The following is a 26666-nucleotide window of genomic DNA, read 5'->3' on the forward strand; positions in this document are numbered from 1 at the left end:
GGAGGCTCCCGAAATATGGACTAGTTCGTAATCTCGCGGTTGTCCACGACGTTGGTCCCCGCGATGGCGTCACGGGCGGCCCGCCGGAGCTTCTTGTCGGACACCGCCCGCTCCCCCACCGCTCCTGGCGTCCAGGCGTTGACGTCCTCTTCGTTGAACTCGGTCTTGGACGGGCGGCGCTTGACCGAAATCCCGGTGACGCCGTCTGCCAACCGCCGGGTGACCAGCAGGAACCCTGTGTGGGCCACCATCCGGTGGTCGGGGCGCACGGCCAGTCCTTCAAGGTGCCACCCGCGGACCATCGACTCCCAGGCATCGGGTTCGGTGAAGCGTCCGTCCGCGCGGATGGCTTCGGCCGTGCGGGAGAGTTGGGTGACCGTGGCGACGTAGTTGATCCAGACGCCGCCGGGCGCGAGCACGGTGGCGACGGCGTCGAGGCATTCCCATGGCGCCAGCATGTCCAGGACCACGCGGTCCACGGAGCCGGGCGCCTCGGCCTTCACCACTTCCTCCTGGAAGTCACCGAGGGAGATCTGCCACGCGGGGTGGGGGCCACCGAAGATGGTTTCCACGTTGCCGCGGGCGATGTCCGCGAACTCCTCACGCCTTTCGAAGGAGTGCAGGTAGCCGTTGTCCCCCACCGCGCGGAGCAGGGAAATGGAGAGGGCCCCCGAGCCCACGCCGGCTTCCACGACGCGTGCGCCGGGGAAGATGTCCGCCATGGTGACGATCTGGCCGGCGTCCTTGGGATATACGACGGCGGCGCCGCGCGGCATGGACAGCACAAAGTCCGAGAGCAGGGGCCGGAGGGTCTGGTACTGCTGGCCCACGTTGTTCACCACCACCGAGCCGTCCACCTGGCCAATGATTTCGTCGTGGTTCAGGAATCCGCGGTGGGTGTGGAAAGCGCCGCCGCGTTCCAGGGTGATGGTGTTCATCCGGCCACGCTCGTCGGTCAGTTGGACGCGTTCGCCCTCCCGGAATGGGCCCCGGCGACGGGCAGCGCCCACCGGCTGCGAGCCGCTGGCGGCAGCACCGGCTTGCGCTGCTCCCTTGGCGTCGTTGACGGCAGTTTCGCTGCTCATGTTTCTTCCTCGCTCCTGTAAACCTGTTGTGCCGCTGCCTGATGCTCCCAGGGGACGCGGCTACGTGCGGTGGCAATGCACGACCGGCAGGTAACTCTACCGGTTCTGGCCCTGGGGGTGCCTATCGTTGCGCAGGCGCTTCCCGGTGATGGCGGCGAGGACGGCTTCCTGCGTCAGCAAACCCGTAACGGTTCCGTTGTGGTCAACCACGGCGTAGTGGCGTCCCTCAAGCTGGGAGAGGAACTGGATCAGTTCCTGACCCTTGGACCATTCCGGAATATAGGCGCCGGCGGCCAGGGGAAACGAGACGGCGGTGACGGGGGTCGTATCTGCCGCTGAACCGGGCACGGCTGCAAGGGCGCCCGTGTCCACCACGCCTTCCGGCCGTCCGTCGGGGCCGCAAACCACCACGGATTTTGTTCCTGCTGCGCCCAGGCGGAGGGCGTCCCGGACCGTACCGCTGGAGGGAACGCCGGCAGCCGGCGTCGACAATGCTGCGGCGCTGACCAGTGGGAGCCGCCCGCGCAGGGTGCCCTGCTGGATGGATGCGGATGCGCCCATCCACAGGAACCCGCCCACCAGGATGGTGATCATCAGGAGGCTGAATTCGGGCTGGTCGCCGGCGAGGAACGGACGAAGGAGGAACCAGTAGCCGATGGCGAGGACGATGATCCGGCCGCCCCACCCGGCCGCCACGGTGCCTTTCGCCTGGCTGCCGGTGGCTTTCCAGACGATGGATTCGACCAGCCGGCCGCCGTCGAGTGGAAGGCCCGGCAGGACGTTGAAGACACCGATGAGGAAGTTGGCCCACATGAAGATGTTCGTCAGGATTTCGGCCACGCTGCCCAGGCTGTCGGTGCTGAGCACCAGCCACGCTCCGCCGGCCAGGACGAAGTTTGCGGCCGGCCCGGCCAAAGCAACAAGCAACGACCGCCCCGGAGAAGAGGTGAAGCTTTCAAACTGGGTGTGGCCGCCCCAGAGGTTGAGGACGATCTTTTGGGTGGGCCAGCCGTAGATTTTTGCCGTCAGGGCGTGGGCGAGTTCGTGGACAAGGACAGAAATGAGCAGCAACACGGCATAGGCGAACGCCACCACATAGGCGCTGGCGCCCAGCATGGGGTTGTTCCGCGCAAGTACCGGCCCATAGACGATCACCGTGAAGGCCGCGATCACAAACCACGAGTATGCCAGCACCACCGGAACGCCGGCGATGCGCCCCAAGGGAATGCCCGAGCGGCGCGCTGGCGCGCCCGCTGCGGGACCCTGTCCGGTATCCGGTTCAGCCACGGTGACCACCGCGCGAGGCGGCCGCCCCAGTGGAACCGGCCGGCAGGAGCAGGGCTTCCAGCTCCTCCAGGCCCCGGCCGGACAGGGAATCCCACAGCGCATAGCTGCCGTTGTCCGGGAGGGGAACAATGTGCGGGACAGCCACAGTGGCCACACCGGAGGCCACGGCCGCGGCCACGCCCGGAACGGAATCCTCAAGGGCTACGCAGTGGTGGATTCCAAGGTGGGGATCGTCCTCCTGCAGGAGTTCGACGGCGGTCAGGTACGCCTCGGGGTGCGGCTTGCCCTGGCTCACCGTGTCCCCGGTAACCAGTACGTCAAAGTACGGCCGGGGAAGGCTGGCCACCACTTCGCGGGCCAACGGGCCCTCTGACATGGTCACCAAAGCGCAGCGCACGCCGGCAAGGTGCAGTTCCTCAAGGAGTTCACGGGCGCCGGGCCGCCACGGCACCTGCTGCTGGACGCTGCTGACCACCTGGGCGGTCAGGGTGTCGATAATTTCCCGGATTTCGAGTTCGACGCCGGCCTGCTGGAGCAGGCCGGCGGAAAACGTCAGCGACTGGCCAACCAGCTGCATTGCCTGGTCATGGCTCCACGTTCCCCCGTGGGCCTCCACCAGCGCATGCTCAGCGGCGATCCAGTATGGCTCGGTGTCCACAATGGTCCCGTCCATGTCCCAGAGGACGGCTTTAAGCGGGGAACTGGCGGCAGGAATTGGCATACCGCCAGTCTACGGGGCGTGGCTGGGCGGCGGCTGTGGGCTACGCCCTCGGCGAATATGCCGCGGCCGGACGGCCCAGCAGGAGGGTTTCGCGGGATTTGTGGCGCTTCATTCCCTGCACGGGCCAGCCGCTTGGACGTAGGGTGAAGAAATGAATAGCTTCGAGGGAGACACCGCCGAACAGGGTGCCGGACCCGAGCGGGAACGGTTCCTGCAGCCAGTCGCTGACGGACAGCGCATAACTGTGATGCTTGCCGCCTTTGAGGGGTGGAACGACGCCGGAGAAGCCGCCAGCGATTCGCTGCGCTACCTGAACAAATTGTGGGGCGGCAAGAAAGTCGCTTCCATCGATGCCGACGAGTACTACGACTTCCAGTTCACCCGCCCCACGGTGCGCCGGAACGCGGCCGGTGAACGGAAGATCAAGTGGCCTTCCACCCGGATCTACAAGGCCAGTGCCCCCAACTCCAATGTGGACGTCATCTTTGTCCAGGGCACGGAGCCGTCCTATAAGTGGCGCGCCTACACGGCCGAGCTGCTGGTCCATGCCGAGGCCCTGAACGTGGATTACGTGGTGCTGGTGGGGGCGCTCCTGGCCGACGTTCCGCACAGCCGCCCAATCCCGGTGAGCACATCCTCGGACGACGCTCCGCTCCGTGAGCGCATGAACCTGGAAGCCTCACAGTATGAGGGCCCCGTTGGGATCGTGGGCGTCCTGTCAGAGGTGGCCCTCCTGGCCGGCATCCCCACCGTGTCATTGTGGGCCGCAGTGCCGCACTATGTGGCCCAGGCGCCCTCCCCCAAAGCCCAGCTGGCCCTCCTGCACCGGATCGAGGAGCTCCTCCAGGTGCCGCTGGACACGCACGAGCTGGCGGAGGAAGCTGACGCGTGGGAGCGCGGCGTGGACGAACTCGCCACGGAGGATCCTGAAATTGCCGCGTACGTCCGGCAATTGGAGGAAGCCAAGGACACCGCAGACCTGCCCGAAGCCAGCGGCGAGTCCATCGCCCGTGAATTCGAGCGATACCTTAAGCGCCGGGGCCAGGACCGGCCTTGATGCGGCCGTACTGACTGCCTCAACGGGAAGGGCCCGGCCGGGAGCGATCCCGCCAGGCCCTTCCCGTCTGCTGCTGTGAATCGACTCCTAGAGCCGGACCCCCAGGAGCGCGTCAACCGCGTCCTTGACCAGCGCTGCGTCGGCGTCGCTGGCGGCAGCACCGCCGTCGTTGGCTGCCCGGGCCCAGCGCGACACCGCGGCGACCGCTGCAGGCGCATCCAGGTCGGCTGCCAGCGCTTCGCGCATCCCGGCCAGCAGTGCCGGGCCCGAGCCCTCCGGGGCGTGGTCGAGCGCCGTCCGCCAGGCCGCCAGGTCTGCCTTCGCGGCAGCGAAGCCTTCGTCAGTCCAGGACCAATCCGAGCGGTAGTGGTGGGCAAGGATGGCCAGGCGGATGGCTGCCGGATCCTCCCCTGCCGCGCGGAGCTTCGAAACCAACACCAGGTTGCCTTTGGACTTGCTCATCTTCTCGCCGTCCAACCCAACCATGCCGGCGTGGGCGTAGTGCTTCGCCAGCGGGACGCCGGCCAGTGAGTAGGCGTGGCCCGCGCCCATTTCGTGGTGCGGGAAAATCAGGTCCGATCCGCCGCCCTGCACGGTGAAGGGCGCGGGGAGGTACTTCTGTGCGATCACGGTGCACTCAATGTGCCAGCCCGGCCGTCCCGGTCCAAGGCTGCCACCAGGCCAGCTCGGCTCCCCTTCCCGTTCCACCCGCCAGAGCAGCGGGTCCAGGGCCTGCCGCTTACCGGCGCGGCCCGGATCCCCGCCGCGCTCGGCGAAGAGCTCCAGCATGGCGCTTTCACCCAGGTGGGAAATGGACCCCAGGGCCCACGCATCAGGTGCCGTTGCCTGCTTGCCGGCGGCTTCGACGTCGTAATAGACGTCCCCGTCAGGTTCGCCGTTGGTGCCTGCCACCCGGTACGCCAGCCCCATGCTGACCAGCCGTTCCACTTCGGGGACGATCAGGCCGATCGATTCGACGGCGCCGACGTAGTTGTCCGGCGCGAGGACGTTCAGCGCCTCCATGTCGGTCTGGAAGAGTTCCACCTGTTCCGCGGCGAGGTCGCGCCAGTCGACGCCGGTGGCGGTGGCGCGTTCCAGCAGGGGATCGTCCACGTCCGTGACGTTCTGAACGTAGGAGACTTCGCTGCCTGCATCGCGCCAGGCGCGGTTCAGCAGGTCAAAAGCCACGTAGCTGGCCGCATGCCCCATGTGCGTTGCGTCGTAGGGAGTGATGCCGCAGACGTACATGGACGGCCGGGCCTCCGGTTCCAGTGCCACGTCGCGGCCCGCCGCGGTGTCGAACAGGCGGATGGCGGGCATGTTTCCGGGCAGGGCAGGCACAGGGCGGGAAGTCCAGGATTTCACATGCCAAGCCTAGTCCTAGGCGCTGATGACGCCGAAACCGAGGAGGAGGTAGAGGGCGAGCCCCAGGAAGATCCGGTACCAGACAAAGAGCCGGTAGCTGCGGGTGGAGACGAACTTCAGGAACCAACCGATGATGACGTAGCCCACCACCAGGGCGATGACGGTGGCAAGCGCAGTTTCGGGAAGGCCGAAGGGTCCGGAGATCCCTTCCTTGGTGACCACCTTGTACAGCTGGTACAGCCCGCTGCCGAAAACGGCGGGGATTGCCAGCAGGAACGAGTACCGTGCCGCGGCCTCACGGGTGTAGCCCATCAGCAGGCCCGCGGTGATGGTTCCGCCGGAGCGGGAGACGCCCGGAATAAGGGCCAGGGCCTGCGCCAATCCGTACAACATGCCGTGCTTGTAGGTCAGGTGGGCCAGGTCCCGCTTCTGGGCGCCGGTTGCGTCCGCCACGGCGAGGATGAGGCCGAAGACGATCAGCATGGTGGCCACGATCCACATGCTGCGGAGCACGGATTCGATCTGGTCCTGGAAGAGCAGCCCCAGCACGATGATGGGCAGGCTGCCCAGAATCACCAGCCAGCCCATGCGTGCGTCAGGGTCCTGCCGTGGCACCTTGCCGGAAAGGGAGCCGGCCCAGGCTTTGACGATGCGGACAATATCCCGCCAGAAGAAGATCAGGACGGCGGTCTCCGTGCCGAGCTGGGTGATGGCCGTAAAGGCTGCCCCCGGGTCCTGCGCGTTGGGGAGGAACTCCCCCACGATCCGCAGGTGCGCGCTTGATGAAATCGGTAGAAATTCGGTCAGTCCCTGCACTAGGCCCAGCAGGGCCGCTTCAAACCAGTTCACGCTAAGACCCTACGGCATGGCGGCGGTGCTCCTGCCCGTAAGCTTGCTGCTATGCAGCAGCGTTACGTCGGCAACAGTGGATTGCGAGTCTCAGCCCTCTCCCTTGGCACCCGGTCCTGGGGTGGCGACACGGATGAGCAGGACGCCTCGGAGTTGCTGCGCACCTTCCTCGAGGCAGGCGGCCGGCACGTGGATACGGCGGCGTCATACGCGGGCGGCGGATCGGAGGCGATCCTTGGATCGCTGCTGGGCGATGTGGTGTCCCGCACCGAAGTTTCCATCTCCACGAAAGCGGGGATGACGACGCCGGATGGCCGGCGCGCGGTGGACACGTCACGCAATGCGATGCTCACCGGCCTGGACGCCAGCCTGGCAAGGCTGGGTACGGACTATGTGGACCTCTGGTTCGCCGAAGCCTGGGACGGCAACGTTCCCCTCGACGAAACCCTCGCGGCGCTGGAATTCGCAGTCCGCACCGGGCGGGCCAGGTACGCGGGAATCTCGAACTACAGGGGCTGGCAGGCCGCGAAGGCCGCGGCAACCAGCGTTGTGCCGCTGGTGGCTGTCCAGGCGGAGTACTCGTTCCTTGACCGGACGGCGGAAGCGGAACTGATGCCGGCCGCCGACGATGCCGGGCTCGGCCTGATGGCCTGGGCCCCCCTGGGCCGTGGGGTACTCACCGGAAAGTACCGTGGCAGCATTCCCGCCGGTTCACGCGGCGCCTCCGTCAGCGAAGCCGCATACGTGGAGCCGTATCTGGAGGACAAGCCGTCGCGGATCGTGGATGCCGTGTGCATGGCTGCCAACGGGCTGGGCCGGACTCCGCAGGATGTCTCGCTGTCCTGGCTGCTCGCGCAGCAGGGAGTTGCCACGGCGATCGTTGGCGCGCGCACTCCGGTGCAGCTGAAGGAAATCCTCGATGCCCAGCTGGCGCCCCTGCCGCCGCAGATTGCGCGCGCGCTGGAGGATGTTTCCGCGGTGTCCTAGGGTTTGTTCCCGGATTTCCCTGATCCGGGGGCGCTGCTATTCCTCGACGATTTCCAGGTCCTCATCCTCGTCCACGTCGGCTTCTTCGTCCTCGTCATCCTCGTCGTCGAAGACCTGCAGGGGCGTTACTTCGTTGTAGGCCTCGTAAAGGGCGTCCTCGTAAACTTCGAAAGCATCGGCAACTGCGAAAAACGCTGCCTCAACGGAGGGATCACCGTCCCCGCGGCGGTTCGATGCTGCTATAAGGTGTTCTTCCAAAGCGGTGGTCAGGGACGAAAGCGCGACACGCGGATCGATGCTCATGACTTCACGTTAGCCGGAAAAGGACGAAAATGGAGAGCAAATGAAGGAACAATTTCTCACCAGCTCGGTCCAGCGGGAGCGGGATTATTTGCGGCAGTACGAGTACCTCGTGCTGACCGTGAGCCCTGATGATTCCTTGCCGGAGGCGCGGCGCCGGCTCGTTGAACACTCCGAATACGGCAAGTGGGAACTGGAACGCAGCAAGCTCTACGTGGGCGGCGGCCGGCGGTTCTGGCTGCGGCGCCGGGTGATGCAGGTCCAAAGGACCGTTTAGCGACTCACGGTCCAGGGGACCGTTCAGTCTTCGACCGGCCCCAGCCACGCGTTGGCCACGGTGTTATGGGCAGACTCGTCGTCCGAGGGGTGGAACATCCCGGCCAGCACGTCCCGGTAAAGCCGCTCCAGTTCGGAGCCCCTGAAGTAGCTCGATCCCCCGCTGACGCGGATGGCGAGGTCAACTACGCGCCGCGCCGTCTCGGTGGCGTTCACCTTCAGCCCCACCAGCTTGGGGAACCACTGGGCGCCATGGTCAGCCAGGGCGTCGACGTCGGCGGTGACGGTCTTGAGCTGGGGGTACAGGCTGTCCAGGGCCATGGCAGCCTCTGCCACCTTCCAGCGGATGTCAGGGTCCTGCGCGTAGCTGCGGCCGCCGTTCTTCAAGGAGGCGCGCCGCTTCACGGTCTCCACGCCGACTGCCAGGGCGCGTTCACCCAGGCCTGTATAGACGGCGGCAAGGAGGCTTTCGAAGCAGGCGAAGATGGCAAAGATCAGCGGGTCGGCGTTGGGGCCGACGGGCAGCTTGCGGAAGATGCGGCCGGCTGGAGCTTTCACGCCTTCCAGGACCGTGGTGGCGGACTGGCTGGCCCGCATGCCCAGGGTGTCCCAGTCGTCCAGGATCCGGTAGCCGGGAGTTTCCCGGGTGATGAACCCATGGACCAGTTCACCGGCACCGTCCCGCGCGTCCGGGTCCTTGCCGAAGATGCCCAGGCGGGTCCAGGCCGGCGAGAGGCTGGTGAAGATCTTGGTTCCCGTGAAGGTGTAGCCCCCGTCTTCGTCCGGCACCGCCGTGGTCCGGGAGTCGAACAGGACCGAGTCGTTGCCGGCCTCTGAGTTGCCGAAGGCGAATACCTCTCCCTGCGCGGCTTCCTCGAGGACGAAGGCAAGTGAGTGGTCGCCCCGGGCCGCCAGGACGTGGGCGACGCCGGTCCAGACCAGGTGCATGTTGACGGCCAGCGCGGTGGCCGGTGCAGCCGTTGCCAGCCTGCGCTGGCACTGCGCCGCCGCTTCGAGCCCCAGCCCCATGCCGCCGTCGGACGCTGGTACGAACAGCTTCAAGTACCCGGCCTTTGCCAACTCCTGCAGGTCCTCATGGAAGAAGGCGTTGTCGCGGTCATAGCCGGCGGCACGGCTGCGGATGCGCTCCAGGAGGTCATCCGGCAGCAGGTCCTCTGGAGTCATGGCCGGTTCCTCTCAGTAGTTGGTGAGCAGCGTGTCCAGCACCCGGGCACCGAACTTGAGGGAATCCGCGGGAACCCGCTCGTCCACCCCGTGGAACATGCCGGTGAAGTCCAGCTCGTCAGGCAGCATGAGGGGCGCGAAACCGTAACCGGTGATGCCCAGGCGGCTGAGTGATTTGTTGTCGGTGCCACCGGAAAGCGTGTAGGGCAGCACCTTGGCGCCGGGATCCTCCTTGTGGAGCGCGTCGATCATGGAGTCCACCAGGTTGCCGGCGAAGGGGACCTCAAGCGAAACGTCGTTGTGGACGTAGCTGACGTCCACGCCGTTGCCGGCGAGTTCGCGCACGATCTCCAGGACCTGCTGTTCCTGGCCCGGGAGGGTGCGGCAGTCCACCAGGGCTTCGGCGGACTCGGGGATGACGTTGTGCTTGTAGCCACCCTTGAGGAGGGTGGGGTTCGTCGTGTTCTGCAGGGTGGCCCCGACGAATCTTGCCACCGTGCCGAGCTGGTCGAGCAGGAGGTCCGGATTGTCGGCGTCGAATTCCACGCCGGTGAGTTCCGTCACGCCGTCAAGGAACTGCCTGGTGGTGGGGGTGAGCTCGATGGGCCACTTGTACTCGCCGATCCTGGTCACAGCGGCGGCAAGCCGGGTAACCGCGTTGTCCGTGTTGATCTGGGAACCGTGGCCGGCCCTTCCGTGCGCCACGAGGCGGAGCCAGGAGATGCCTTTCTCCGCGGTCTGCAACAGGTAGGTGCGCTGCCCGCCGATGGTGGCTGAGAAGCCGCCCACCTCCGAGATGGCCTCCGTGGCGCCCTCGAACAATTCGGGCCGGTTGTCCACAGCGTAGCGGGCGCCGTAAACCCCGCCGGCTTCCTCATCCGCGAAGAACGCGAAGATGATGTCACGCTTGGGCTTCCTGCCCTCCCTGGCAAATCCCCGCAGGACTGACAGGATCATGGCGTCCATGTCCTTCATGTCGACGGCGCCGCGTCCCCAGATGAGGCCGTCCTTCAGTTCCGCACCGAACGGGTCAACGGACCACTGGTCCCGGAGTGCGGGAACGACGTCCAGGTGTCCGTGTACCACCAGCGCACTGGCCGAGGGGTCCTCCCCTGCCATCCTGGTGACAACGTTCGCCCGGCCAGGGGCAGACTCGAAGATCTCCGCATCCAGGCCCACTTCCTCGATAAGCCCCGCCGCGTACTCGGCCGCCGCCCGCTCCCCAGGCCCCGACCCGTCGCCGTAGTTGGAGGTGTCGATCCGGATGAGTTCCTGGCAGATCCGGACAACTTCATCCTCGGGCAGGACGTCAGGCATTGGTGGCTCCTTGGTAGGGAATGACTGGGTGGCACGAGCTGAATCGCTGCCTTCAGCCTACCTACTTGGCCCGATTCGTTGTTCCCGGAAAGTTCGTGTTAGAGTTTTTCTCGCTGCTTCGGAGAGGCGCGAAACGCTGAAAGGCGGAACCGCTTTCCGAAATACCACCTGCGCGGGTGGCGGAATGGCAGACGCGCTAGCTTGAGGTGCTAGTCCTCGAAAGGGGGTGGGGGTTCAAGTCCCCCTCCGCGCACAAAAAGGGAAAACCCCGGAACATCATCGATGTTCCGGGGTTTTTTCGCGTATCCGATCAATGCCTCCGTTATGGAGCCTGGCATTCGGTTAGGGCTCAGGATGCGATTGTCAATGGTTTCGCGGGAGCCGCGCACGAGGTCCTGCTAAAACCTTGAGCATGCGGCACCCGGTTATTCGTTCCGGTGTCATCACACCAATCCACGCCGAACGGGTAGGCCTCCACAGTGGCAACGCCCGGCGCCGCGTGCGGAGGGACTTCAAACTGGAAAACGAATCCGCCGGCGTCATTCATCGGCGACGTCGTACTCAGGACGTTTTGCCCGGCGGCGTCCGTGACGGTGATGTGAATCCGGGCGTTGTTTCCGTACCGGGGATTGCAGCCGGCGTCGGCTGCGCGGACGGTGACTGGGTCTCCGGGGCCCGCAACGCCGGGGCTCACCTCATAGGCGGGAGGAAAACAGGGCGGCTCTCCTTGCCATGTCCCGGCACAGGCGGACAAACAGCTTGCGAACAAGACGCAGCCTGTGGCCGCCGTGACAACTCTCTTCCCCGGCGGCCTTGCCCAAAAAGCCTGGAACCCCATGGGCTGTAAGTCTTTACCCGGTTGCTCAGTGAGCGGCTGGCAGGCTGGTGCTGTGGCCGGGCTGGGGTGTGACTCACCCATGGGTTTGCCTCCGAGCTCAGTATTTCGGAGTGCGCTTTCTTGGATATGTCCGCCCTGGCCGGGCCCAGCATCGGTTGTGTCTACAGCGCTGGCCTGATTAGAAGCATGCCCACCCGTGCACCGGGTGTGGCCCATTACAGACCTGCCACGCCGTAACCCACCGACGCGTTTCCATTCTCGGAACTCAGGAGGAAAAGATGATTGTGGCAGAGCACTTCGGTTTCGTCGTCGGCATCGATACCCACGCCAAAACGCATACATTCGCCATCATCGAAACCGGCAGCGGTGGAGAAGTCGCGAACGAAACATTCCCGGCCACCGCAGCCGCAGGCAGTCGCGCACTGTCCTGGGTCCTGCGCCGCACCGAAGCTTCTCCTGGACAGGTTCTACTCTCTATGGAGGGAACGGGTTCGTACGGTGCCAAACTCCGGCAGCAGGCCACAGACGCCGGATTTCAAGTCACCGAAGCGCCCGTCCCGAACCAACGGCTCGGGAGATATCAGGGAAAATCCGATTCCATCGACGCAGCGCGGGCAGCACGAGGGACGCTGAGCATACCTATGGACCGCCTCCGAGAACCCCGGTCCGGGCAGAACCACATGGCACTACGGATCCTCTCCAACGCACGCCGCACCATGGCACGAGAACGCACCGCAGCCATCAACGCACTCACGGCTCTCCTACGCGTCGTAGACCTCGGCATGGACGCCCGGAAACCATTGACCGTCACCCAGACCCGTACCATCGCAGGATGGCGGGAAAGAGACGAAGAATTCGGAGTCCAAACCTGCCGCCGCGAAGCAATACGCCTCGCAAAGCAGATCCTCACACTGCAGGAGCAAATGACCAGGAATCACGCAGAACTTGAGATCCTTGTGAAGCAAGTCCAGCCGTGTCTCCTCGATGTCTACGGCGTTGGTCCGGTCCTGGCCGCAATCATCCTCACAGCCTGGTCACACACCGGAAGAGTGCGCTCCGAAGCCGCATTCGCAGCTCTTGCCGGCACCTGCCCGGTCCCGGCCTCATCAGGCGGCACCACACGATTCCGACTAAACCGCAGCGGCGACCGCCAACTCAACAAAGCGATCTACACTATCGCCCTCATCAGAATGAACCGGGACCCTGCCACCAGAGGTTACGTGACGAAGCGAACAAGCCAAGGCAGAACTAAGAAGGAAATCATCCGAAGCCTCAAGCGCTACATAACGCGGCAAATCTATCGAACCCTAAATGCCGCACAGGAATCCTTACCTGCAGCGGGATGCCCGCGGCAGGGAGTCTCTTAGATCTGCTAAAGGTCTAAAAGAAAAGGGGTCCTCGCCGCTTTCCTGAGTTGTGTCCGTCTCGACTTGAAGCCGGCGGCTTAGCCTTCGAAGCGACCGCAGCTGCAAGCCCAACGAAAGCGGCGATCAGCAGTAGATTAAAAAGTAATTCAGTAACCTCCGAACCGCGACCAAGCGCCACCAATGTGACTATAATAAAGATGACGCCACATGCAAGGCAGGAAAGACATAGAATCTTCGCCCAAACAGGCAAAAGGTTAATTCGACTTAGCATTTCTCCCCCTATTTAGTAAATAGATCTTAGCCCCCAATGGACGAGAAATCTAGGTTTACCTGGGACTGTCCGCGGGTTTGTCGCACATCGGACTGGCCCAAGTTCTCCACTCCCCTAGCCGCGGAAAGGGCTGACAGAAGCCAAGTTGGGAGCCACGCGGCAGGCGGCCCCCAACCATGGATCCTCCTCGGGCTACGTCATCCGGAACTGCAGGTAATACTCTCCGAAGGCACCGCCCACATGGGTACAGGGCGTGACGATCACCGCGTAATTGTTGAGCAACTGCTGGTACCGATCCTGACAATTGCGCTCGGCCCTGAATCTTTCGGTTTGGAGAACCCCTACCACATCAGGGGAAGGCGAAGCGGCGCTGGCGACTGCCATACCGGAGAACGCGGACCCTCCTATAATCGTGACTATGGCAGCGGCGCGCGTGATTGCATTTCTCATGATTCCCCCCAGGGTTGTTCACCGATATGGCAATGAGTTTTTGTCCGTAAGACTTCTCCGTCAAAAAATGAGACCTATATCGGAGCCCTTTGAAGGGTTTGTCCTGCGAAGTGATAAAAGCCTATCGGTAGAACACCTTAAGTCAAGAGGGATTTCGTCCCTTTTCTTGGCATTTCGGGATTGTTATTGAGCAAGGAACTTCGCCTCGTGGTCGGTCTGCCCTCGCCGTGTTCGATCTGAATACTTTGGAATGCGAGCCTGGTTTCCCCCGCGCAGGGCTGCTTGATCACCTGCCGATATCTAGAGGCCAGGCCCCACTAACCTTGTCCTCGTTGCCACCGCCAAGCGTGCCAGAACATGAGTGCGATAACGGTAGTGACGCCGATGAAGACACTTTGCGGTGCGAAGGTGAAGAGGATGTCGGCCATACTGACCCGCTGGGTCATGCTCACCTCCAAAGAGCCATTCAGAAGTGCCAACAATCCGCCCAGGATCAATACTCCTGACAACGCCCACAGGATGATGATGAAAGGATTTTTTGTCCGGGGCGAAGGCCCGATCTCTTCGGCCGCTGCCGCGGTCATGGTCGCCGGTACCGTACCGTCCCCATTGCTCACCTCACGGAAACCAATGCCTTCATGCTGCCCGCTTCCCAAGCCCGTCCCCCTATTGTTTGGCCGCAGTTCCTTTGACTGCTCGAAGCCCAAGCCTAGCTCCACAGGATGCACGGGGTGCTGGGCGCACGTTCCGGTCCTTCCCCTGCGCGTTGGGACTCCTCGGATGGAATCCAGCCGCTGCTTGACGAATATAGAAGCATCCAAGTATGTTCAGCGTCGCAGGTCAGGACCGCAGGTTATGGACTTTTGTCGCCAAATCGTTGCTCAGCTGCCTAATGGCAGCTGATACGGCTTTCCCGGGCGTAATCAGGCCAGGCGTGCCTTTACTATCTCGCTGACGGCCTTGCCGTCGAACCGGCCGCCGATTTTGGGCGTCACGGATTTCATGACGGCACCCATGGAGCGCATGGTCAGCACAGTACTGTCCGCCCCCAGTTCCGCAATGACCTCATCCACGATCGCTTCGGCTTCCGCCCGGGTCAAGGCTTTCGGAAGGTACGTCTCAATGACCTCTGCTTCGGCGATCTCCGCCTGGGCGCGGTCGTCATGACCCGCCGCCGAGTAGGTGGCGGCCGTGTCCCGGCGCTTGGCGGCCTCCTTCTGCAGCAGCGCGGTGACCTGGAGATCGTCGAGTTCCACCGGGGTCCTGCCCGACTTCTCCCGCGTTTCGATCTCTCCGAGGACATTGCGCACGGTCGTAAGGGCAACCCGGTTGCCCGCCTTCATGTGGACGACGACGTCGCCTTTCAACTGTTCCTTCAACGACATGGTGTCCTCGTTCTTCTCTGGTGGAAAGCGTTCCGGGACAAGCCTATTCCCGCGTGCGGCCCGAGTAATCCGGTGTCCCCGGCTGGTTCCGCCCCGCGGGAAAGACACCCCGGAGCGGCCGTAGGCTAGTTTGGAAGCCGCAGCGGCCTGGGTCTCCGGGCCCCGAAAGGAGCACCGAGTGGACAGCACCGTTGGCAAGTGGTTCCTGAGCGGCGCCGAGCGGGGAAACCCTGCCTCGGGGATCCACGCGGGCGGCTCAGGCTCGGCGTCCTGGTCGGAAGGCAACCTGGTGGAGCCCCTGGTGCATGGGGAAGCCTACTTTGCCAGGCTGTATGCGGAGCTCTCGGACTTGAAGGCTGGAGACCGGGTTTGGTTCACCGACTGGCGCGGCGACGGCGATGAGCAGTTGGAGCCGGGCGGCACCACGATCGGCGGGCTGCTCGCGGGACTGGCCCGGTCCGGCGTGGAAGTCAGGGGCCTCGTCTGGAGATCCCACGGCGAGCGGATATCGGCCCCCATCAGCGGCCGGTCCAACGAACTCCTCAGCCGTCAGATCAATAACGCCGGCGGCGAGGCGCTGCTGGACCAGCGGGTCCGCGTCTTCGGGTCGCACCACCAGAAACTGGTGGTCATCCGTCGTCGTGACGATCCTTCCCGCGACGTCGCCTTCGTGGGCGGGATTGACCTGTCACACAGCCGCCGGGACAACGCCGCCCACCTGGGCGACCCACAGGCGGTGAAGATGGACTCCCGCTACGGGCCGAGGCCCCCGTGGCACGACGCCGCTCTCGAGCTTCGGGGGCCGGTGGTTGCCGATGTGCTGGCTATTTTTGCGGAACGCTGGAACGATCCCCACCCGTTGGACCGCCGCACCCCTTACCGGATGCTGCTGCAGCGCCTGGCCCGCATGCCAAGGCACCCCAGACCATTGCCGGAAGCCGCTCCGCCCCCGCCGGATGCCGGAGCGCACGCCGTGCAGCTGCTCCGCACCTACGGCGTGAAGCACCCACCTTTCCCGTTCGCGCCTCACGGAGAGCGGAGCATCGCGCGGGCCTATGCAAAGGCTTTCGCCCAGGCGCGTTCGCTCATCTACATCGAAGACCAGTACCTGTGGTCAACAGAGGTCGCCGCGGGCATCGCAGAGGCGCTGGAGCGCAACCAAGCGCTGCAGGTCATCATCGTGGTGCCGCGCTATCCCGACTCTGACGGTTTCCTTGGCGGCCCGCCCCGGCGTTTGGGGCAACAGCGTGCCATCAGCATGCTTCGCCGGGCGGCACCCGACCGGGTGGGGGTATTCGACCTGGAGAATAATGACGGGACACCGATCTACGTCCACGCGAAGATCTGCATCATCGACGACACGTGGTTCACCTGCGGATCTGACAACTTCAACCGCCGGTCCTGGACCACCGACAGCGAGCTCACCTGCGCAGTGATCGACACCGCCGCTGCGGCTGACGCCGGTGGCAGCGCCGGTGGCCGAACGCCCCAGCCACTCCCGCGGAAGTTGCGGCTCCAGCTCTGGGCGGAACATCTGGGCATGGACCAGGACGACCCCCTCCTGACCACCGGCGGCGGGGAAATTGATCTTTGGAACAGGATGGCCGGCGCCCTGGAAAAGTGGCACGGGACCGGCCGATCAGGGCCGCGGCCGCCAGGCCAGGTGCGGCACCACTCCCCCGAACCGGTCCGGGCCATCCACCGTATCTGGGCTGATCCGATCTACCGGCTGGTCGTCGATCCGGACGGCCGGCCCCGGCCGCTTCGTGGCACCTCCAGGTTCTAGGCGGACAGTGAGTAGGCCGGGGACTTGAAAAATGGTTCCTAAGCATGCTTATGATATTCACAGCCGAATGCGAACGGCTGCCAACCAGAGGAGGAAACACCATGGGACTGGGCGACAAGATTGAGAACGCCGCTGAAAAGGCCGGCGGTAAGGGCAAGGAAGCAGCCGGAGCTGCCACGGGCGATGAAAGCCTGCGGGCCGAAGGCCAGGCAGATCAGGCAAAAGGTGATCTGAAGCAGGCCGGCGAAAAGGTCAAGGACGCCTTCAAGCACTGACAGGCAGTCATGGAAAAAGCGCACTCAGCGAACGGGGTGCGCTTTTTTCATGCGCGCCCGGCACGTTCGGTAGGTTGGGGCATTAAGGGCAGCGGCAACCGGGTTGGGAGTAGATGTGAAGGCAATCAGTTACGAAGAAACAGGGCCCTCATCCGTGCTGAAGCTACGGGACAGGCCACTGCCGGTCCCGGGGCCCGGAAAAGTCCGCGTCCGGGTGGTGGTGTCCGGCGTCAACCCCACCGACTGGAAGTCGCGGTCCGGGAACGCAAGCAAGAAGCTGGATGCCCCAAAGTTCCAAACCAGGACGGAGCCGGAGTCATCGATGCGCTGGGTCCCGGGGTGACCGGCCTTTCCGTGGGCGGCCGAGTCTGGCTGTGGGACGTCGCCTGGGGCAGCAATGAAGGCACAGCCCAGGAATACGTTGTGGTGCCCGGCAATAAAGCAGTGCCCCTTCCCGATACCGAATCCTTCGATACCGGCGCTTCGTTGGGAATCCCGGCGTTGACGGCGCACCGGGCCCTGACATCGAACGAGGACGGCCCGGCGAGGCTCTCAGCCGGTGCCCTCGCAGGACGAACCGTCCTGGTCACGGGAGGGGCCGGAGCCGTAGGCCACGCGGCCATCCAACTCGCGCGCTGGGCCGGGGCCACCGTGATCACTACCGTCAGCGGGGAGCAAAAGGCTGAACTTGCCCGCCGTGCCGGTGCCGGCACCATCATCAACTACCGGACCGGGGACGTCGTTGGCGCCGTCCACCAGGTGGCCGCAAACGGCGTCGACATGATCGTGGACGTCAATGCACCCGCGAACATCACAACGGACCTGGACGTCATCAAACCGGGCGGAACGATCTCCATTTACGCGGCGAACCCCGGAGAATCACTCACTGTTCCAATCCGCGAAAGCATGGCAAGGAACGTCCGCTACCAGTTCATCCTCACCTACACCGTCACCGACGAGCAGAAACGTCAAGCCGTTGCCGCCGTCGGCGAGGCCCTGGCGGCAGGCGCGCTGCGGGTGGGGGAAGAGTACGGACTGCCCCTGACACGGTTCCCGCTCGACCAGACCCCGGCAGCCCATGACGCCGTGGAACAGGAGACAGTCGGAAAAGTGCTGATCGACGTCGCACCGGCCCCCTGACGCCCTACCGTGCCAGCCTGTCCCTGGCTGCATGCTCAACCAGGACCGGCACGAAGGCGCGGACCCTGCCCGTATCCAGGAGGCTGTGCTCCTGCTGCACCACATCTTCGATGTATTCCCTGGACAGGGCTGGAAACTTCGCGGCAAGCCTGTCCACCACGTCGCCAAGCGCCCGCAACTCTTCGCTTACTCCCATCGGGAAAGTGTCGGGGATCCGGCCAGGCCCGTCAAGACCTCGCGAAGAGAGCGCCGGGGCGTGCAGCGTGGTTCACTGCCCTGCCCGTCACTGCCATGAGCGCACGACGGCGAGCGCCGGGAGCCGCGTTCGGCCCGGGTGCTCCCCGCCTTTCCACCTCCGGAGCGCCGCCGATGTCAGTGTGGATGAAGCCGCCGGGTCCGTGGGTGCCGGTTACGTCCGGGGCTATGGGCCGCCGCTGCCGCCGGACGGTACTCAATCCGGTGCTTATCGGCCCTGACGTTGCGGCGTTCCTGCCGCCGCGCCTTTCTTTCCGGCCGGTCGATGGCGGACAGGATGGTCAGCGTTAGGGCAATCCAGAGGAGCGCCGCTCCCAACACCAAAGCGATTTCCAGCTCAGTGCTCATACACAGAATTTTAGGCTCGTTGGGCTCGTTCCACCCCCTTGCGGACCCACATGGCGGACGCTTAAACCCACAGTGTTTCAGACCAAGCCCAGTGCTTTGACAGCCGCCATGACATCGGAGGCCTGGACAGCCAGGAGGGCTGGATCCGGCCGCGCCGCGAAAGTGTCCCCGCGCCGCAGTTCGGCCCGGGTGAGGACGATATGGGGTCCCGGTGGCGGCCCCCAAATCTCCGGTGGGGCCGGCCCAAAGAGCACCACGGACGGTGTGCCGTACGCTGATGCCAGATGCGCGGCACCGGTGTCGGCAGAAACCACCAGGCGGGCAGCAGCAATGGTCGCAGCGAACTCCCCCAGGCCCAACACCCCGGCCAGGACAGCGGTACCAGGGATTCCTGCGAGGCGGCACACTTCCTCGGCCCGGTCTCTCTCGGAACTGCCGCCGGTGAAGACTACCCGGTGTCCGGCTTCCGTCAGTGCGGTCGCCACCGCCGCAAACCGCTCCGCAGGCCAAAGCCTGCTGCCGTACGCTGCCCCAACGTGCAGGACAGTGGCACCGGGGACCGGACTGGGGACCTGGGGCGTGTCCAACTGCACGTCCAATGGATCGGCGTCTATCCCATGCCATTCAAGGAGGCGCACCCAGCGTTCGCGTTCGTGCAGTTCCGGCCGCCAGGGCGGCCCGTTCCGGTGCGCACTTCGATGTCCCAGGGTCCGCCGGGCCTTCAGCGCCTCTATCCGCCCCTGGCTCTCCGGGCCGCTGCCGTGAAGGTTGACGGCTACGTCCACCACGCCCGGTGGCAGCGGCAGCGGCTCGTCCAGCCCGTGCGTGGGCAGCAGTACATAGCCGCCCACCAGGCCCAGGGCCTCGGACAACCACCCCTGCGCAGCGTACCGGAGGCGGTGCCCGGGAAAGGCCTGCCGGAGGCCTTTCAACGCCGGCACGGCCACCAGCAGGTCTCCGAGCTTCAAAGCGCGCAGGACCAGGAGCTCCGGCCTTCCGTCTGCCGGCTCTTGAACAACGGCTTCGTGTGGTGCATCCATGCCCGTCATGCATCCTGCTTTGCGAACTTGCCGGCCGTGAGGCTCCAGACGTCCCCATAGACGTCGCTGACGGCAACTCCGGCCACCAGTGAGTCGTCGTGGACACACCGCGCTGCGGTCCAGCCGACCTGGGTGACATCGACACCACACGTTGGACAAGCCGTCACCCATGAGGCGTGGACACGGTGGAGGCTCCGCCCCAGAGCTCCGGCATTGATCACGTTGCCCACCCAGAAAATGCCGACTGTGGGCACGCCCAGCGCCTGTGCAAGGTGCCTGGGCCCGCTGTCGTTTGCCACCACGACGTCGGCGGCCGCCAGCAACGCCACAAGCCCTGCCATATCCAGGGCGCCGGCCAGGGAACTGACCGCTGTTGAAACGGCACTGTCCGCAATCTCCGCCGCCAGGCCCTGTTCGCTGCCGTCCCCGATAAGGACGACCCGCGAACCATCGGCTGCACAGGCGGCAGCAAGCTCAGCAAACTTTGCGGCAGGCCAACGACGGCGGGGATCGGTGGCGCCCGGATGGATCACCACGAGTGGCTGGGCGCCGTCGCCGGGGCGCAGCGGGAAGGATGCCTGCCCGGCGGGGGCCAGGCGGGCTTCAAGGTCGACGGGGAACGCGCCCGCGAAACCGGCCACTTCCAGGGCCCGGACGGGTTCGTGCTGGTAGTAGAGGTAGGGGACGCTGCGCTCAAGCAGGGCGGCGTCGGCCGTCCGCGTTCCTACAGTATGGCTGGCTCCCAGCCGCAGCAGGAAGGGATTCGAGAACCGTCCGCCCCCATGGAGCTGGACAGCCAGATCGAAGGCGCGCCCGCGCATGCCGGCAAAGAACCGGTCCAGCTCGCCGGCATCTTCCTCCCCGGGCCGGACTCCTTCGGCAAAGGGCAGGACAACCACCTCATCGACGGGGCTTTCCACCGCCCCGAGAACCGCCTCATGGATTGGGGTGCCCAGCAGTGTCAGGTGTGCTGCAGGGTAGGCCGCCTTTAACGCAGCCATCGCGGGAATCGCGAACATCAGATCCCCCAGGCCGCCTCCGCGCAGGACCGCAATCCGGGACACGGCGTCGAACTTCTCCAGCACCGGGCCTACCCCCACACCGATTTGTCCGGCACCGCCAAGCTCTGCAGTGAGTTGCTCCAAGAACTGCCCCTTCCGTCCCGGGGAGGGAAACGCATGGCCGTCCCTCCCCTGCCCACGCAGCCGGATGCCGGTTTGAGTACCCGCGGCCGCTCCTATGAACCTGTACCCAACCGGCAACGGATCTACGCTTCCTGTTGGGGAATACCGGGTTCATGCTGTACGTTTCATACCCGACAGCCCAACTAAGAAAAGAGAAGCACCCAAAGTGGCAACCGATTACGATGAACTGCGTTCCGACGTCAAGGAATCGCAGGACAACTCACTCGAGCAGCTCCAGTCAGCGAATGCTCCGGACGCCCGCAGCGTTGTGCAGGAGTTGGACGAGGCTGACGGGCTGGACGGCGCCGGAGTTCCTGGCGGCGAATTCGTCGCTGAGGAACTCGTAGTCCAGGTCATCCCCCAGGCTGAGGACGAATTCACCTGCTACTCCTGCTTCCTGGTCCGCCACCGGTCCCAGATCGCCCGGCAAAAAGACGGACACAGCTACTGCACGGAGTGCGAAGGTTAGTCAGAAGGTTTTACCGGGGCAGCAACGCCCGGCCCCGCAAGAAGGGCACGCCGCACCAGGCGTGCCTTTCGGCTTTAAGCAATGGCAGGTTCCTGCCCGCGTCCAGCTTGGGTGCGTAGCGTGGGGCGCAGGACTTACGACGGCGACACGGCAGCCAGGAGGCACTATTGGACAGCCCTGCCAGTTTCTGGAACACCTTCAGCGCGGCATTCACCCACACGAACGTACCCAACATCACATGGGCTGAGCTGCTGCTGTCGCTGGCAGCCGCCGTCGTGCTGTCCATCCCCAGGCGCAGCTGGCGATATTTCGGCCTCCTGGCCACCGCCACCCACGAACTGGGCCACGCATTCGCTGCCCTTACGTCAGGCCAGCGGCTCTCCGGCATCCGTCTTCGCCTTGACCACTCCGGAACCACCACTGCGTACAGCAGGAGCAGGCTGGCCGCTGCCTGGTCCTGCTTTTGGGGATATCCGGTACCAGCGCTGGCGGGAGCCGCATTTGTTTGGTCCGGGCTCAACGGATGGGGACCGGCCGCCGTGGCAGCCAGCGCATTGGTGTTGACTGCCTCGCTCCTCTTCCTTCGCAACCTTGCAGGTTTCGCGATCACGGGGGCCGCGATCGTCACGACCGGTGCCCTCACCTTCCTCGCGCCGCCCACCGCCGTCGGCCATGCCGCCGTCATCTTCGGCCTGGCACTCCTCGTGGCCGCCGTCCGGGACCTGGTCAAGCTCACCCAGGTGCACCTCCGCCATCGCGACCGTCTCAACACCTCGGACGCGTACCTCCTGTACCGGGCCACCTCCGTTCCGTCCGGCATCTGGATTGCCCTGTTCACGCTCCTCGTGGCCGGTTCCTGGCTGGTGGCGTGGCAGCCCATAGTGGAAATCCTCCGGCAGGGCGCGTAGGGCGTGAAGCCGGCGCATAGGCTGGTGTCATGAGCCAGGAAACGGAAAGCACACCAGCAGACACCGCCGACGCGCACAGCACCCGCGGAGCCTACGTGACAGGCGGGGCGGAATTCACCCGGGACACCAACTACATTGAGGACCGCATCACCAGGAATGCCACGCCCGGCAGCAACGGTGAACCGGGCTGGCCGGTGGAAGCCGGGCGCTACCGCCTCATTGCCGCAAGGGCCTGTCCATGGGCCAACCGCACCGTCATCGTCCGCAGGCTGTTGGGGCTGGAGGAGGCCATTTCCCTTGGCCAGCCTGGACCCACCCACGATGCACGTTCCTGGACCTTCGACCTGGACCCGGGTGGAGTGGATCCGGTCCTGGGAATCGAGCGCCTGCAGGACGCCTACTTCAAGCGGTTCCCCGGCTATCCCCGCGGAATCACCGTTCCCGCCATCGTCGACGTGCGCAGCGGTGAAGTGGTGACCAACAATTTCCCGCAGATCACCCTTGATTTCTCGACCGAGTGGACAGAGTTCCACCGCCCGGGCGCCCCACAGCTCTACCCCGCGCATCTCCGCGAAGAGATCGACCAAGTAAACAGGCGCGTCTTCACCGAGGTCAACAACGGCGTCTACCGCTGCGGCTTCGCCGGATCACAGGAGGCCTACGACTCGGCGTACCAGCGTTTGTGGACAGCGCTGGACTGGCTCGAGGACCGCCTCTCGCGGCAGCGCTACCTGGTGGGTGAAACCATTACCGAGGCAGATGTAAGGCTGTTCACCACTTTGGCCAGGTTCGATCCCGTCTACCACGGGCATTTCAAATGCAACCGGCAAAAGCTGAGCGAAATGCCCAACCTGTGGGGGTATGCGCGGGACCTGTTCCAGACGCCGGGGTTCGGGGACACCATCGACTTCGTGCAGATCAAGCGGCATTACTACATCGTCCATGAGGACATCAATCCCACTGGGATTGTTCCTGCCGGCCCGGATCTTGCCGGTTGGTTGACGGAACACGGCCGGGAGGCGCTGGGTGGACGCCCGTTTGGCGACGGCACCCCACCGGGGCCTGTGCGCCCCGGGGAGGAAGTCGCCACCGGACACGGCGCCTCCCGCTGACCTATCCGCGGACGGAAATCGCTTTCCTCTTACACTGGAAGGCATGCAGACTTCTCTGGGTTTCGTGGCGCCGGGGTACGAGGGTGTCCTGGCGCTGTTTGAGTCCTTCCTCGCGGAGGACTCCCGCTACAGCGCGCAGTTGGCCGCCTACCGGAACGGGGTGCAGGTGGTCCGCCTGACCGGCGGCCCGGATATGGCCCCTGATACGTTGACCGGCGCCTACTCCTGCTCCAAAGGCGTCGCCGCACTGGTCATCGCCCTGCTGGTCCAGGACGGTGTCCTGGACCTTGACCGGACCATGGCCCATTACTGGCCGGAGTTTGCGGTCCACGGCAAGGACCGGTTGCTCGTCCGGGAGGCGTTGTCGCACCAGGCGGGGCTGTTGGGGGTCGAGGGCGGTTTTGCCCTGGACGAGTTCACCGCCTCCGGGGGCGCCGCCCGGCTGGCCGCTGCGGCTCCCGCCTGGGAGCCCGGCCGCCAGTTCGGCTACCATGCCCTCACCATTGGCATCCTGATGGAAGAGCTGTGCCGGCGGACCACGGGCGAGGCCCTGCAGGACATCTACGAACGGAGAATCCGGAAGCCGCAGGCGGTGGATTTCTTTCTGGGCCTGCCGGACTGCCAGGAGGACAGGTACCGGGACGTGCTGTATGAAGCAGACCCGGCCGAAGCGTGGCTGGATCCGCTTAGCCTCGACGGCCTGAACAGCAACGCCCCGGTGAGTACCATCATGGAACTGCCCAATATCCGCTCCGTGCGTTCCGCGGGCATGTCCGCCGCGGCTGGAGTGGGCTCCGCCGAGGGGCTGGCGCGCCTGTACGCAGCGGCCACCACCGGTGTCGGAGGCGCAGGGCCGTTCCTCTCCGGCGGGATCATCACGGCCATGACGAGGGAACAGGTCTGGGGCCTGGACCGGTCCTCCGGCCTGGACAATGCCTTCGCCGTCGTGTTCATGAAACCCCACCCCTCGCGGAACTTCGGGAGCCACCGGGCCTTCGGCCACGAGGGAGCGAACGCTGCCTTGGGCTTCGCCGATCCCCCGTACGGGCTGGGCTTCGGCTACATCCCCCGGCGCGCGGAAGAGGGCCGCACACCGGGCCGCGCCCACAGGCTGGCCGCTGAGGTAAGGCGCTCAGCAGCAGGTTTGTCCTGAGGCACCCCCGGCCCTACTGTTGTCCGGATGGGCAATACTCAGGCACGGCCGGACACACGGTGGGCTCGGGGGACCCAACTTCTTAGACAATCAGTGGCGGGGCTCTCTGCTGCCTTCGCCGCACAGCGGCTGCAACTGGCAGGGAAGGCTGCCATAGCCGCGGGGCTGGCATTCGCCATCGCGCCCCTCATGCCTGGCGCCGCCTCGCACTACGCGTACTACGCACCGCTGGGCGCCCTGGTGGCCATGTACCGCAATGTCGCCGGGTCCATGAAGCAGGGGGCGCAGGCCCTGGCGGGCCTGGCGATGGGAATCGGTCTTGCCTTCGTCCTGGTAAGCATCGGCGAACCCTCGCCGCTGACGGTCGCCGTGTTCATGGGGGTCGGCGTCCTGCTGGGCGGCTTGCCGGGCATCGGCTCAGGCAGTGACTGGATTCCCACGGCGGCGCTCCTGGTCCTGCTGGTGGGCGGCAGCAATGCCGAAGATTTCTCCTACGGCTACCTTGTGCAAATGGCGGCGGGCGTGGTGGTCGGGATCGCGGTGAATTTCCTGATCTTTCCTCCGCTGCACCTCAACGCCGCCGCATCCAGCCTTGCCGACCTGCGGCTCGCCCTTGGCCGGCAGCTGACGGACATGGGCGCGGCCCTGAAGGAAAAATGGCCCCCTGAGCACGAGGACTGGTCGCGCAGGTCGGACGAACTGGCGGAAGCGGCACGTTCAGTGCGTCATTTGGTCAAGGAAGCGGACGCCAGCCGGCGCGCCAATCCCCGGCGGAAGCTGCACCCGCGGGACATGGACCGCGACTACCGGGACCTGCGGAACCTCGAACGGGTCACCTTCCACATCCAGGACATGACGGATGTGCTGTCCGATGTGATCTGGGAGGACGATGTGCCCTACGAGATTCCGCTGCATGACAATGAACCGCTGGCAGACGCCATCACCGCCACCGGGGAACTGGTGTCCACAGACTCCGATGGTGACGTCCAGGAGTGGAAGGACCGCTACGACGCTGCCAGCGCGGCGGTGGAAGCCTGCATGGCTGCCACCGCCCACAGGCCGGCAGAACAGGGAGCGGTCCCTGCCTCAGAATCGGTCCTCCTCAGCCTCCACCGGATCCTGCGGGCCATCCGGCGGGAGGACCAGGCAGGACCTGGCCGGAAATAGCGGGCCTAGTTGTACTGAGTCAGGACGTTGGTTACATCGTGAATAGGTGAAGACCTCTTAGGTTGGTGGTTACCACACACAGCCAACGACTAAGAGGTCTTCATGTCCCACCGTAATGCCCGCCTGACACCGAACGGTAGGCGGATCCTTATCGAGCGCGTCCTCGCCGGCCGTCCCGTGGCCCATGTGGCCAAAGAGATGGGTGTCTCGCGGACCTGCGCCCACCGCTGGATCAGCAGGTACAGGACGCACGGCTGGGCCGGCCTCGAGGACCGCAGCTCCCGCCCAAGGTCGTGCCCGCACGCGACCTCCGCGGAAGTTGTTGCCGATGTTCTGATCCAGCGCGTTGAACACCGCGAAGGGCCAGCGGGCCTGGCCTTGCGCTGCGGTACCAGCGCCCGGACGGTCTCCCGGATCCTGGCCCGCGCGGGTATGCCGAAGCTGTGGGACCTGGACCCGGTGACCGGGGAACGGATCCGGGCATCCCGTGCCACCGACCGCCGCTACGAACGCGACGCTCCAGGCGACATGATCCATATCGACGTCAAGAAACTAGGGCGGATTCCCGACGGCGGAGGTTGGCGGGCCGACCCCAATCAATCCGCCCGCAACCACTCCACAGGCCATAATCGGGTCGGTTTTGACTACATCCACGTCGCCGTCGATGACCACACCCGTCTGGCCTACGCCGAAGTCCTGCCCGACGAAAAAGGCCCCACCTGCGCCGGGTTCCTCACCCGGGCCGCAACCGCCATGGCAGCCAACGGCGCACCCGTGAAGCGGGTCATGACCGACAACGCGTTCGCCTACCGGATATCGAAAGATTTCCAGGACGCACTGGCTGCACTGGGCGCCAAACACATCCTGATCAAACCCCGCCATCCCTGGCAGAACGGCAAAGCAGAACGCTTCAACCGCACCCTCCAAGAAGGCTGGGCCTACCGACAACCCTTCACCTCCAACCAAGCCCGCACAGACGCCCTGCAGCCATGGCTAGACTTCTACAACAACCACCGGCCCCACGGCAGCCTCGGAGGCAAACCACCCATCAGCAGGTGCAACCAACCTACTGACTGAGTACACCTAGTC

General features: G+C 65.1%; 26 protein-coding genes, 1 tRNA gene and 1 pseudogene. 14 read left to right on the forward strand and 14 right to left on the reverse strand.

Annotation, left to right across the window (positions count from 1 at the left end; all coding sequences use genetic code 11):
- Window positions 1-20: 20 nt before the first annotated feature.
- The 3 genes from NIBR502771_RS14885 to NIBR502771_RS14895 all read right to left on the reverse strand — a co-directional run bounded on the left by NIBR502771_RS14885 (window position 21) and on the right by NIBR502771_RS14895 (window position 3045).
- Complete coding sequence (locus NIBR502771_RS14885) at window positions 21-1085, reverse strand: tRNA (adenine-N1)-methyltransferase (RefSeq protein ID WP_141160428.1); 1065 nt, start codon at window positions 1083-1085, stop codon at window positions 21-23.
- Window positions 1086-1181: 96 nt separating this feature from the next.
- Window positions 1182-2372: a site-2 protease family protein gene (locus NIBR502771_RS14890; protein WP_141160429.1), complete on the reverse strand. Its 1191-nt coding sequence runs from the start codon at window positions 2370-2372 to the stop codon at window positions 1182-1184.
- Window positions 2365-3045, reverse strand: coding sequence for an HAD family hydrolase (locus NIBR502771_RS14895; RefSeq protein WP_370871412.1), 681 nt, complete (start codon window positions 3043-3045; stop codon window positions 2365-2367). The genes NIBR502771_RS14890 and NIBR502771_RS14895 overlap by 8 nt, the downstream gene beginning before the upstream one ends.
- A 199-nt stretch (window positions 3046-3244) precedes the next feature.
- Here NIBR502771_RS14895 and NIBR502771_RS14900 point away from each other — a divergent pair, with 199 nt between their 5' ends.
- Window positions 3245-4150, forward strand: a complete 906-nt coding sequence (locus tag NIBR502771_RS14900; RefSeq protein WP_141160431.1) for a PAC2 family protein — start codon at window positions 3245-3247, stop codon at window positions 4148-4150.
- An 87-nt stretch (window positions 4151-4237) separates the two neighbouring features.
- Here NIBR502771_RS14900 and mshC read toward each other — a convergent pair whose 3' ends face one another.
- The gene (mshC, locus tag NIBR502771_RS14905; RefSeq protein WP_141160432.1) at window positions 4238-5515 is read right to left on the reverse strand and encodes a cysteine--1-D-myo-inosityl 2-amino-2-deoxy-alpha-D-glucopyranoside ligase; all 1278 of its coding nucleotides are present in this window, start codon (window positions 5513-5515) and stop codon (window positions 4238-4240) included.
- A gap of 15 nt (window positions 5516-5530) precedes the next feature.
- A complete protein-coding gene (locus NIBR502771_RS14910) occupies window positions 5531-6364 on the reverse strand; it encodes an undecaprenyl-diphosphate phosphatase (protein WP_141160433.1) in 834 nt (277 codons plus the stop codon).
- 51 nt (window positions 6365-6415) lie between these two features.
- On the opposite strand from NIBR502771_RS14910, the gene NIBR502771_RS14915 reads away from it, so the two are divergent.
- Window positions 6416-7351 carry an aldo/keto reductase gene (locus NIBR502771_RS14915; RefSeq protein WP_141160434.1) on the forward strand — a complete coding sequence of 312 codons (936 nt, stop codon included), beginning with the start codon at window positions 6416-6418 and terminating at the stop codon, window positions 7349-7351.
- 36 nt (window positions 7352-7387) lie between these two features.
- Here the strand turns inward: NIBR502771_RS14915 and NIBR502771_RS14920 are convergent, their stop codons facing one another.
- On the reverse strand, window positions 7388-7654 hold the full coding sequence (locus tag NIBR502771_RS14920; RefSeq protein WP_141160435.1) for a hypothetical protein: 267 nt from the start codon (window positions 7652-7654) through the stop codon (window positions 7388-7390).
- A 40-nt stretch (window positions 7655-7694) separates the two neighbouring features.
- Between NIBR502771_RS14920 and NIBR502771_RS14925 the strand changes: the two genes are divergently transcribed.
- Entirely contained in the window at window positions 7695-7928 is a 234-nt protein-coding gene (locus tag NIBR502771_RS14925; RefSeq protein ID WP_018771130.1) for a DUF5703 family protein, read from the forward strand.
- Window positions 7929-7951: 23 nt separating this feature from the next.
- On the opposite strand, the gene NIBR502771_RS14930 is transcribed toward NIBR502771_RS14925, so the two are convergent.
- Window positions 7952-9112, reverse strand: coding sequence for an acyl-CoA dehydrogenase family protein (locus NIBR502771_RS14930; protein ID WP_141160436.1), 1161 nt, complete (start codon window positions 9110-9112; stop codon window positions 7952-7954).
- Between the two features lie 12 nt (window positions 9113-9124).
- Window positions 9125-10429: a M20/M25/M40 family metallo-hydrolase gene (locus tag NIBR502771_RS14935; RefSeq protein WP_141160437.1), complete on the reverse strand. Its 1305-nt coding sequence runs from the start codon at window positions 10427-10429 to the stop codon at window positions 9125-9127.
- 170 nt (window positions 10430-10599) lie between these two features.
- Here NIBR502771_RS14935 and NIBR502771_RS14940 point away from each other — a divergent pair.
- Window positions 10600-10682: transfer RNA gene (locus tag NIBR502771_RS14940), tRNA-Leu, on the forward strand.
- Window positions 10683-11545: 863 nt separating this feature from the next.
- A complete protein-coding gene (locus tag NIBR502771_RS14950) occupies window positions 11546-12634 on the forward strand; it encodes an IS110 family transposase (RefSeq protein WP_141160439.1) in 1089 nt (362 codons plus the stop codon).
- 1038 nt (window positions 12635-13672) lie between these two features.
- Here the strand turns inward: NIBR502771_RS14950 and NIBR502771_RS14955 are convergent.
- Window positions 13673-14062: a hypothetical protein gene (locus NIBR502771_RS14955; RefSeq protein ID WP_141160440.1), complete on the reverse strand. Its 390-nt coding sequence runs from the start codon at window positions 14060-14062 to the stop codon at window positions 13673-13675.
- A 216-nt stretch (window positions 14063-14278) separates the two neighbouring features.
- The gene (locus NIBR502771_RS14960; RefSeq protein WP_141160441.1) at window positions 14279-14740 is read right to left on the reverse strand and encodes a GatB/YqeY domain-containing protein; all 462 of its coding nucleotides are present in this window, start codon (window positions 14738-14740) and stop codon (window positions 14279-14281) included.
- A gap of 178 nt (window positions 14741-14918) precedes the next feature.
- On the opposite strand from NIBR502771_RS14960, the gene NIBR502771_RS14965 reads away from it, so the two are divergent.
- The 3 genes and pseudogenes from NIBR502771_RS14965 (at window position 14919) to NIBR502771_RS14975 (ending at window position 17941) form a co-directional block, all read left to right on the forward strand.
- Window positions 14919-16526, forward strand: coding sequence for a phospholipase D-like domain-containing protein (locus NIBR502771_RS14965; protein ID WP_141160442.1), 1608 nt, complete (start codon window positions 14919-14921; stop codon window positions 16524-16526).
- A gap of 101 nt (window positions 16527-16627) precedes the next feature.
- Window positions 16628-16801 (forward strand): CsbD family protein, encoded by a 174-nt coding sequence (locus tag NIBR502771_RS14970; RefSeq protein ID WP_141160443.1) that lies wholly within the window; start codon window positions 16628-16630, stop codon window positions 16799-16801.
- 115 nt (window positions 16802-16916) lie between these two features.
- Window positions 16917-17941 (forward strand): annotated as a pseudogene (locus NIBR502771_RS14975) (NADPH:quinone reductase).
- A gap of 4 nt (window positions 17942-17945) precedes the next feature.
- Here NIBR502771_RS14975 and NIBR502771_RS14980 read toward each other — a convergent pair.
- From NIBR502771_RS14980 to NIBR502771_RS14995, 4 genes are all read right to left on the reverse strand, one after another.
- Window positions 17946-18137 (reverse strand): three-helix bundle dimerization domain-containing protein, encoded by a 192-nt coding sequence (locus NIBR502771_RS14980; protein WP_141160444.1) that lies wholly within the window; start codon window positions 18135-18137, stop codon window positions 17946-17948.
- A gap of 176 nt (window positions 18138-18313) precedes the next feature.
- On the reverse strand, window positions 18314-18544 hold the full coding sequence (locus NIBR502771_RS14985; protein ID WP_141160445.1) for a hypothetical protein: 231 nt from the start codon (window positions 18542-18544) through the stop codon (window positions 18314-18316).
- 77 nt (window positions 18545-18621) lie between these two features.
- The gene (locus NIBR502771_RS14990; RefSeq protein ID WP_371706601.1) at window positions 18622-19593 is read right to left on the reverse strand and encodes a glycosyltransferase family 9 protein; all 972 of its coding nucleotides are present in this window, start codon (window positions 19591-19593) and stop codon (window positions 18622-18624) included.
- A complete protein-coding gene (locus tag NIBR502771_RS14995; protein ID WP_141160447.1) occupies window positions 19590-20729 on the reverse strand; it encodes a glycosyltransferase family 9 protein in 1140 nt (379 codons plus the stop codon). Before NIBR502771_RS14995 ends, NIBR502771_RS14990 begins: the two co-directional genes overlap by 4 nt.
- Before the next feature lie 205 nt (window positions 20730-20934).
- Here NIBR502771_RS14995 and NIBR502771_RS15000 point away from each other — a divergent pair, with 205 nt between their 5' ends.
- From NIBR502771_RS15000 to NIBR502771_RS15025, 6 genes are all read left to right on the forward strand, one after another.
- Window positions 20935-21237: a DUF4193 domain-containing protein gene (locus tag NIBR502771_RS15000; protein ID WP_018761323.1), complete on the forward strand. Its 303-nt coding sequence runs from the start codon at window positions 20935-20937 to the stop codon at window positions 21235-21237.
- A 167-nt stretch (window positions 21238-21404) separates the two neighbouring features.
- Window positions 21405-22145, forward strand: a complete 741-nt coding sequence (locus tag NIBR502771_RS15005) for a M50 family metallopeptidase (protein ID WP_141160448.1) — start codon at window positions 21405-21407, stop codon at window positions 22143-22145.
- A 29-nt stretch (window positions 22146-22174) separates the two neighbouring features.
- Window positions 22175-23257: a glutathione S-transferase family protein gene (locus NIBR502771_RS15010; RefSeq protein ID WP_141160449.1), complete on the forward strand. Its 1083-nt coding sequence runs from the start codon at window positions 22175-22177 to the stop codon at window positions 23255-23257.
- A 43-nt stretch (window positions 23258-23300) separates the two neighbouring features.
- Entirely contained in the window at window positions 23301-24410 is a 1110-nt protein-coding gene (locus tag NIBR502771_RS15015; RefSeq protein ID WP_141160450.1) for a serine hydrolase domain-containing protein, read from the forward strand.
- A 93-nt stretch (window positions 24411-24503) separates the two neighbouring features.
- Window positions 24504-25577 carry an aromatic acid exporter family protein gene (locus tag NIBR502771_RS15020; protein ID WP_141160451.1) on the forward strand — a complete coding sequence of 358 codons (1074 nt, stop codon included), beginning with the start codon at window positions 24504-24506 and terminating at the stop codon, window positions 25575-25577.
- 102 nt (window positions 25578-25679) lie between these two features.
- Window positions 25680-26654 carry an IS481 family transposase gene (locus NIBR502771_RS15025; RefSeq protein ID WP_141160452.1) on the forward strand — a complete coding sequence of 325 codons (975 nt, stop codon included), beginning with the start codon at window positions 25680-25682 and terminating at the stop codon, window positions 26652-26654.
- Window positions 26655-26666 lie beyond the last annotated feature (12 nt).

The organism is Pseudarthrobacter sp. NIBRBAC000502771 (assembly GCF_006517215.1).
GTDB lineage: Bacteria > Actinomycetota > Actinomycetes > Actinomycetales > Micrococcaceae > Arthrobacter > Arthrobacter niigatensis.

What these genes read in the sequence shown, in the direction of transcription:
- NIBR502771_RS14915 (WP_141160434.1), top strand. Translation starts at nt 6,416, where the DNA reads ATGCAGCAGCGTTACGTCGGCAACAGTGGATTGCGAGTCTCAGCCCTC.
- NIBR502771_RS14925 (WP_018771130.1), top strand. Translation starts at nt 7,695, where the DNA reads ATGAAGGAACAATTTCTCACCAGCTCGGTCCAGCGGGAGCGGGATTAT.
- NIBR502771_RS14950 (WP_141160439.1), top strand. Translation starts at nt 11,546, where the DNA reads ATGATTGTGGCAGAGCACTTCGGTTTCGTCGTCGGCATCGATACCCAC.
- NIBR502771_RS14970 (WP_141160443.1), top strand. Translation starts at nt 16,628, where the DNA reads ATGGGACTGGGCGACAAGATTGAGAACGCCGCTGAAAAGGCCGGCGGT.
- NIBR502771_RS14980 (WP_141160444.1), bottom strand. Translation starts at nt 18,137, where the DNA reads ATGGGAGTAAGCGAAGAGTTGCGGGCGCTTGGCGACGTGGTGGACAGG.
- NIBR502771_RS14985 (WP_141160445.1), bottom strand. Translation starts at nt 18,544, where the DNA reads ATGAGCACTGAGCTGGAAATCGCTTTGGTGTTGGGAGCGGCGCTCCTC.
- NIBR502771_RS15015 (WP_141160450.1), top strand. Translation starts at nt 23,301, where the DNA reads ATGCAGACTTCTCTGGGTTTCGTGGCGCCGGGGTACGAGGGTGTCCTG.
- NIBR502771_RS14885 (WP_141160428.1), bottom strand. Translation starts at nt 1,085, where the DNA reads ATGAGCAGCGAAACTGCCGTCAACGACGCCAAGGGAGCAGCGCAAGCC.
- NIBR502771_RS14930 (WP_141160436.1), bottom strand. Translation starts at nt 9,112, where the DNA reads ATGACTCCAGAGGACCTGCTGCCGGATGACCTCCTGGAGCGCATCCGC.
- NIBR502771_RS14960 (WP_141160441.1), bottom strand. Translation starts at nt 14,740, where the DNA reads ATGTCGTTGAAGGAACAGTTGAAAGGCGACGTCGTCGTCCACATGAAG.
- NIBR502771_RS14935 (WP_141160437.1), bottom strand. Translation starts at nt 10,429, where the DNA reads ATGCCTGACGTCCTGCCCGAGGATGAAGTTGTCCGGATCTGCCAGGAA.
- NIBR502771_RS15010 (WP_141160449.1), top strand. Translation starts at nt 22,175, where the DNA reads ATGAGCCAGGAAACGGAAAGCACACCAGCAGACACCGCCGACGCGCAC.
- NIBR502771_RS14920 (WP_141160435.1), bottom strand. Translation starts at nt 7,654, where the DNA reads ATGAGCATCGATCCGCGTGTCGCGCTTTCGTCCCTGACCACCGCTTTG.
- NIBR502771_RS14900 (WP_141160431.1), top strand. Translation starts at nt 3,245, where the DNA reads ATGAATAGCTTCGAGGGAGACACCGCCGAACAGGGTGCCGGACCCGAG.
- NIBR502771_RS14895 (WP_370871412.1), bottom strand. Translation starts at nt 3,045, where the DNA reads ATGGACGGGACCATTGTGGACACCGAGCCATACTGGATCGCCGCTGAG.
- NIBR502771_RS15025 (WP_141160452.1), top strand. Translation starts at nt 25,680, where the DNA reads ATGTCCCACCGTAATGCCCGCCTGACACCGAACGGTAGGCGGATCCTT.
- NIBR502771_RS14990 (WP_371706601.1), bottom strand. Translation starts at nt 19,593, where the DNA reads ATGACGGGCATGGATGCACCACACGAAGCCGTTGTTCAAGAGCCGGCA.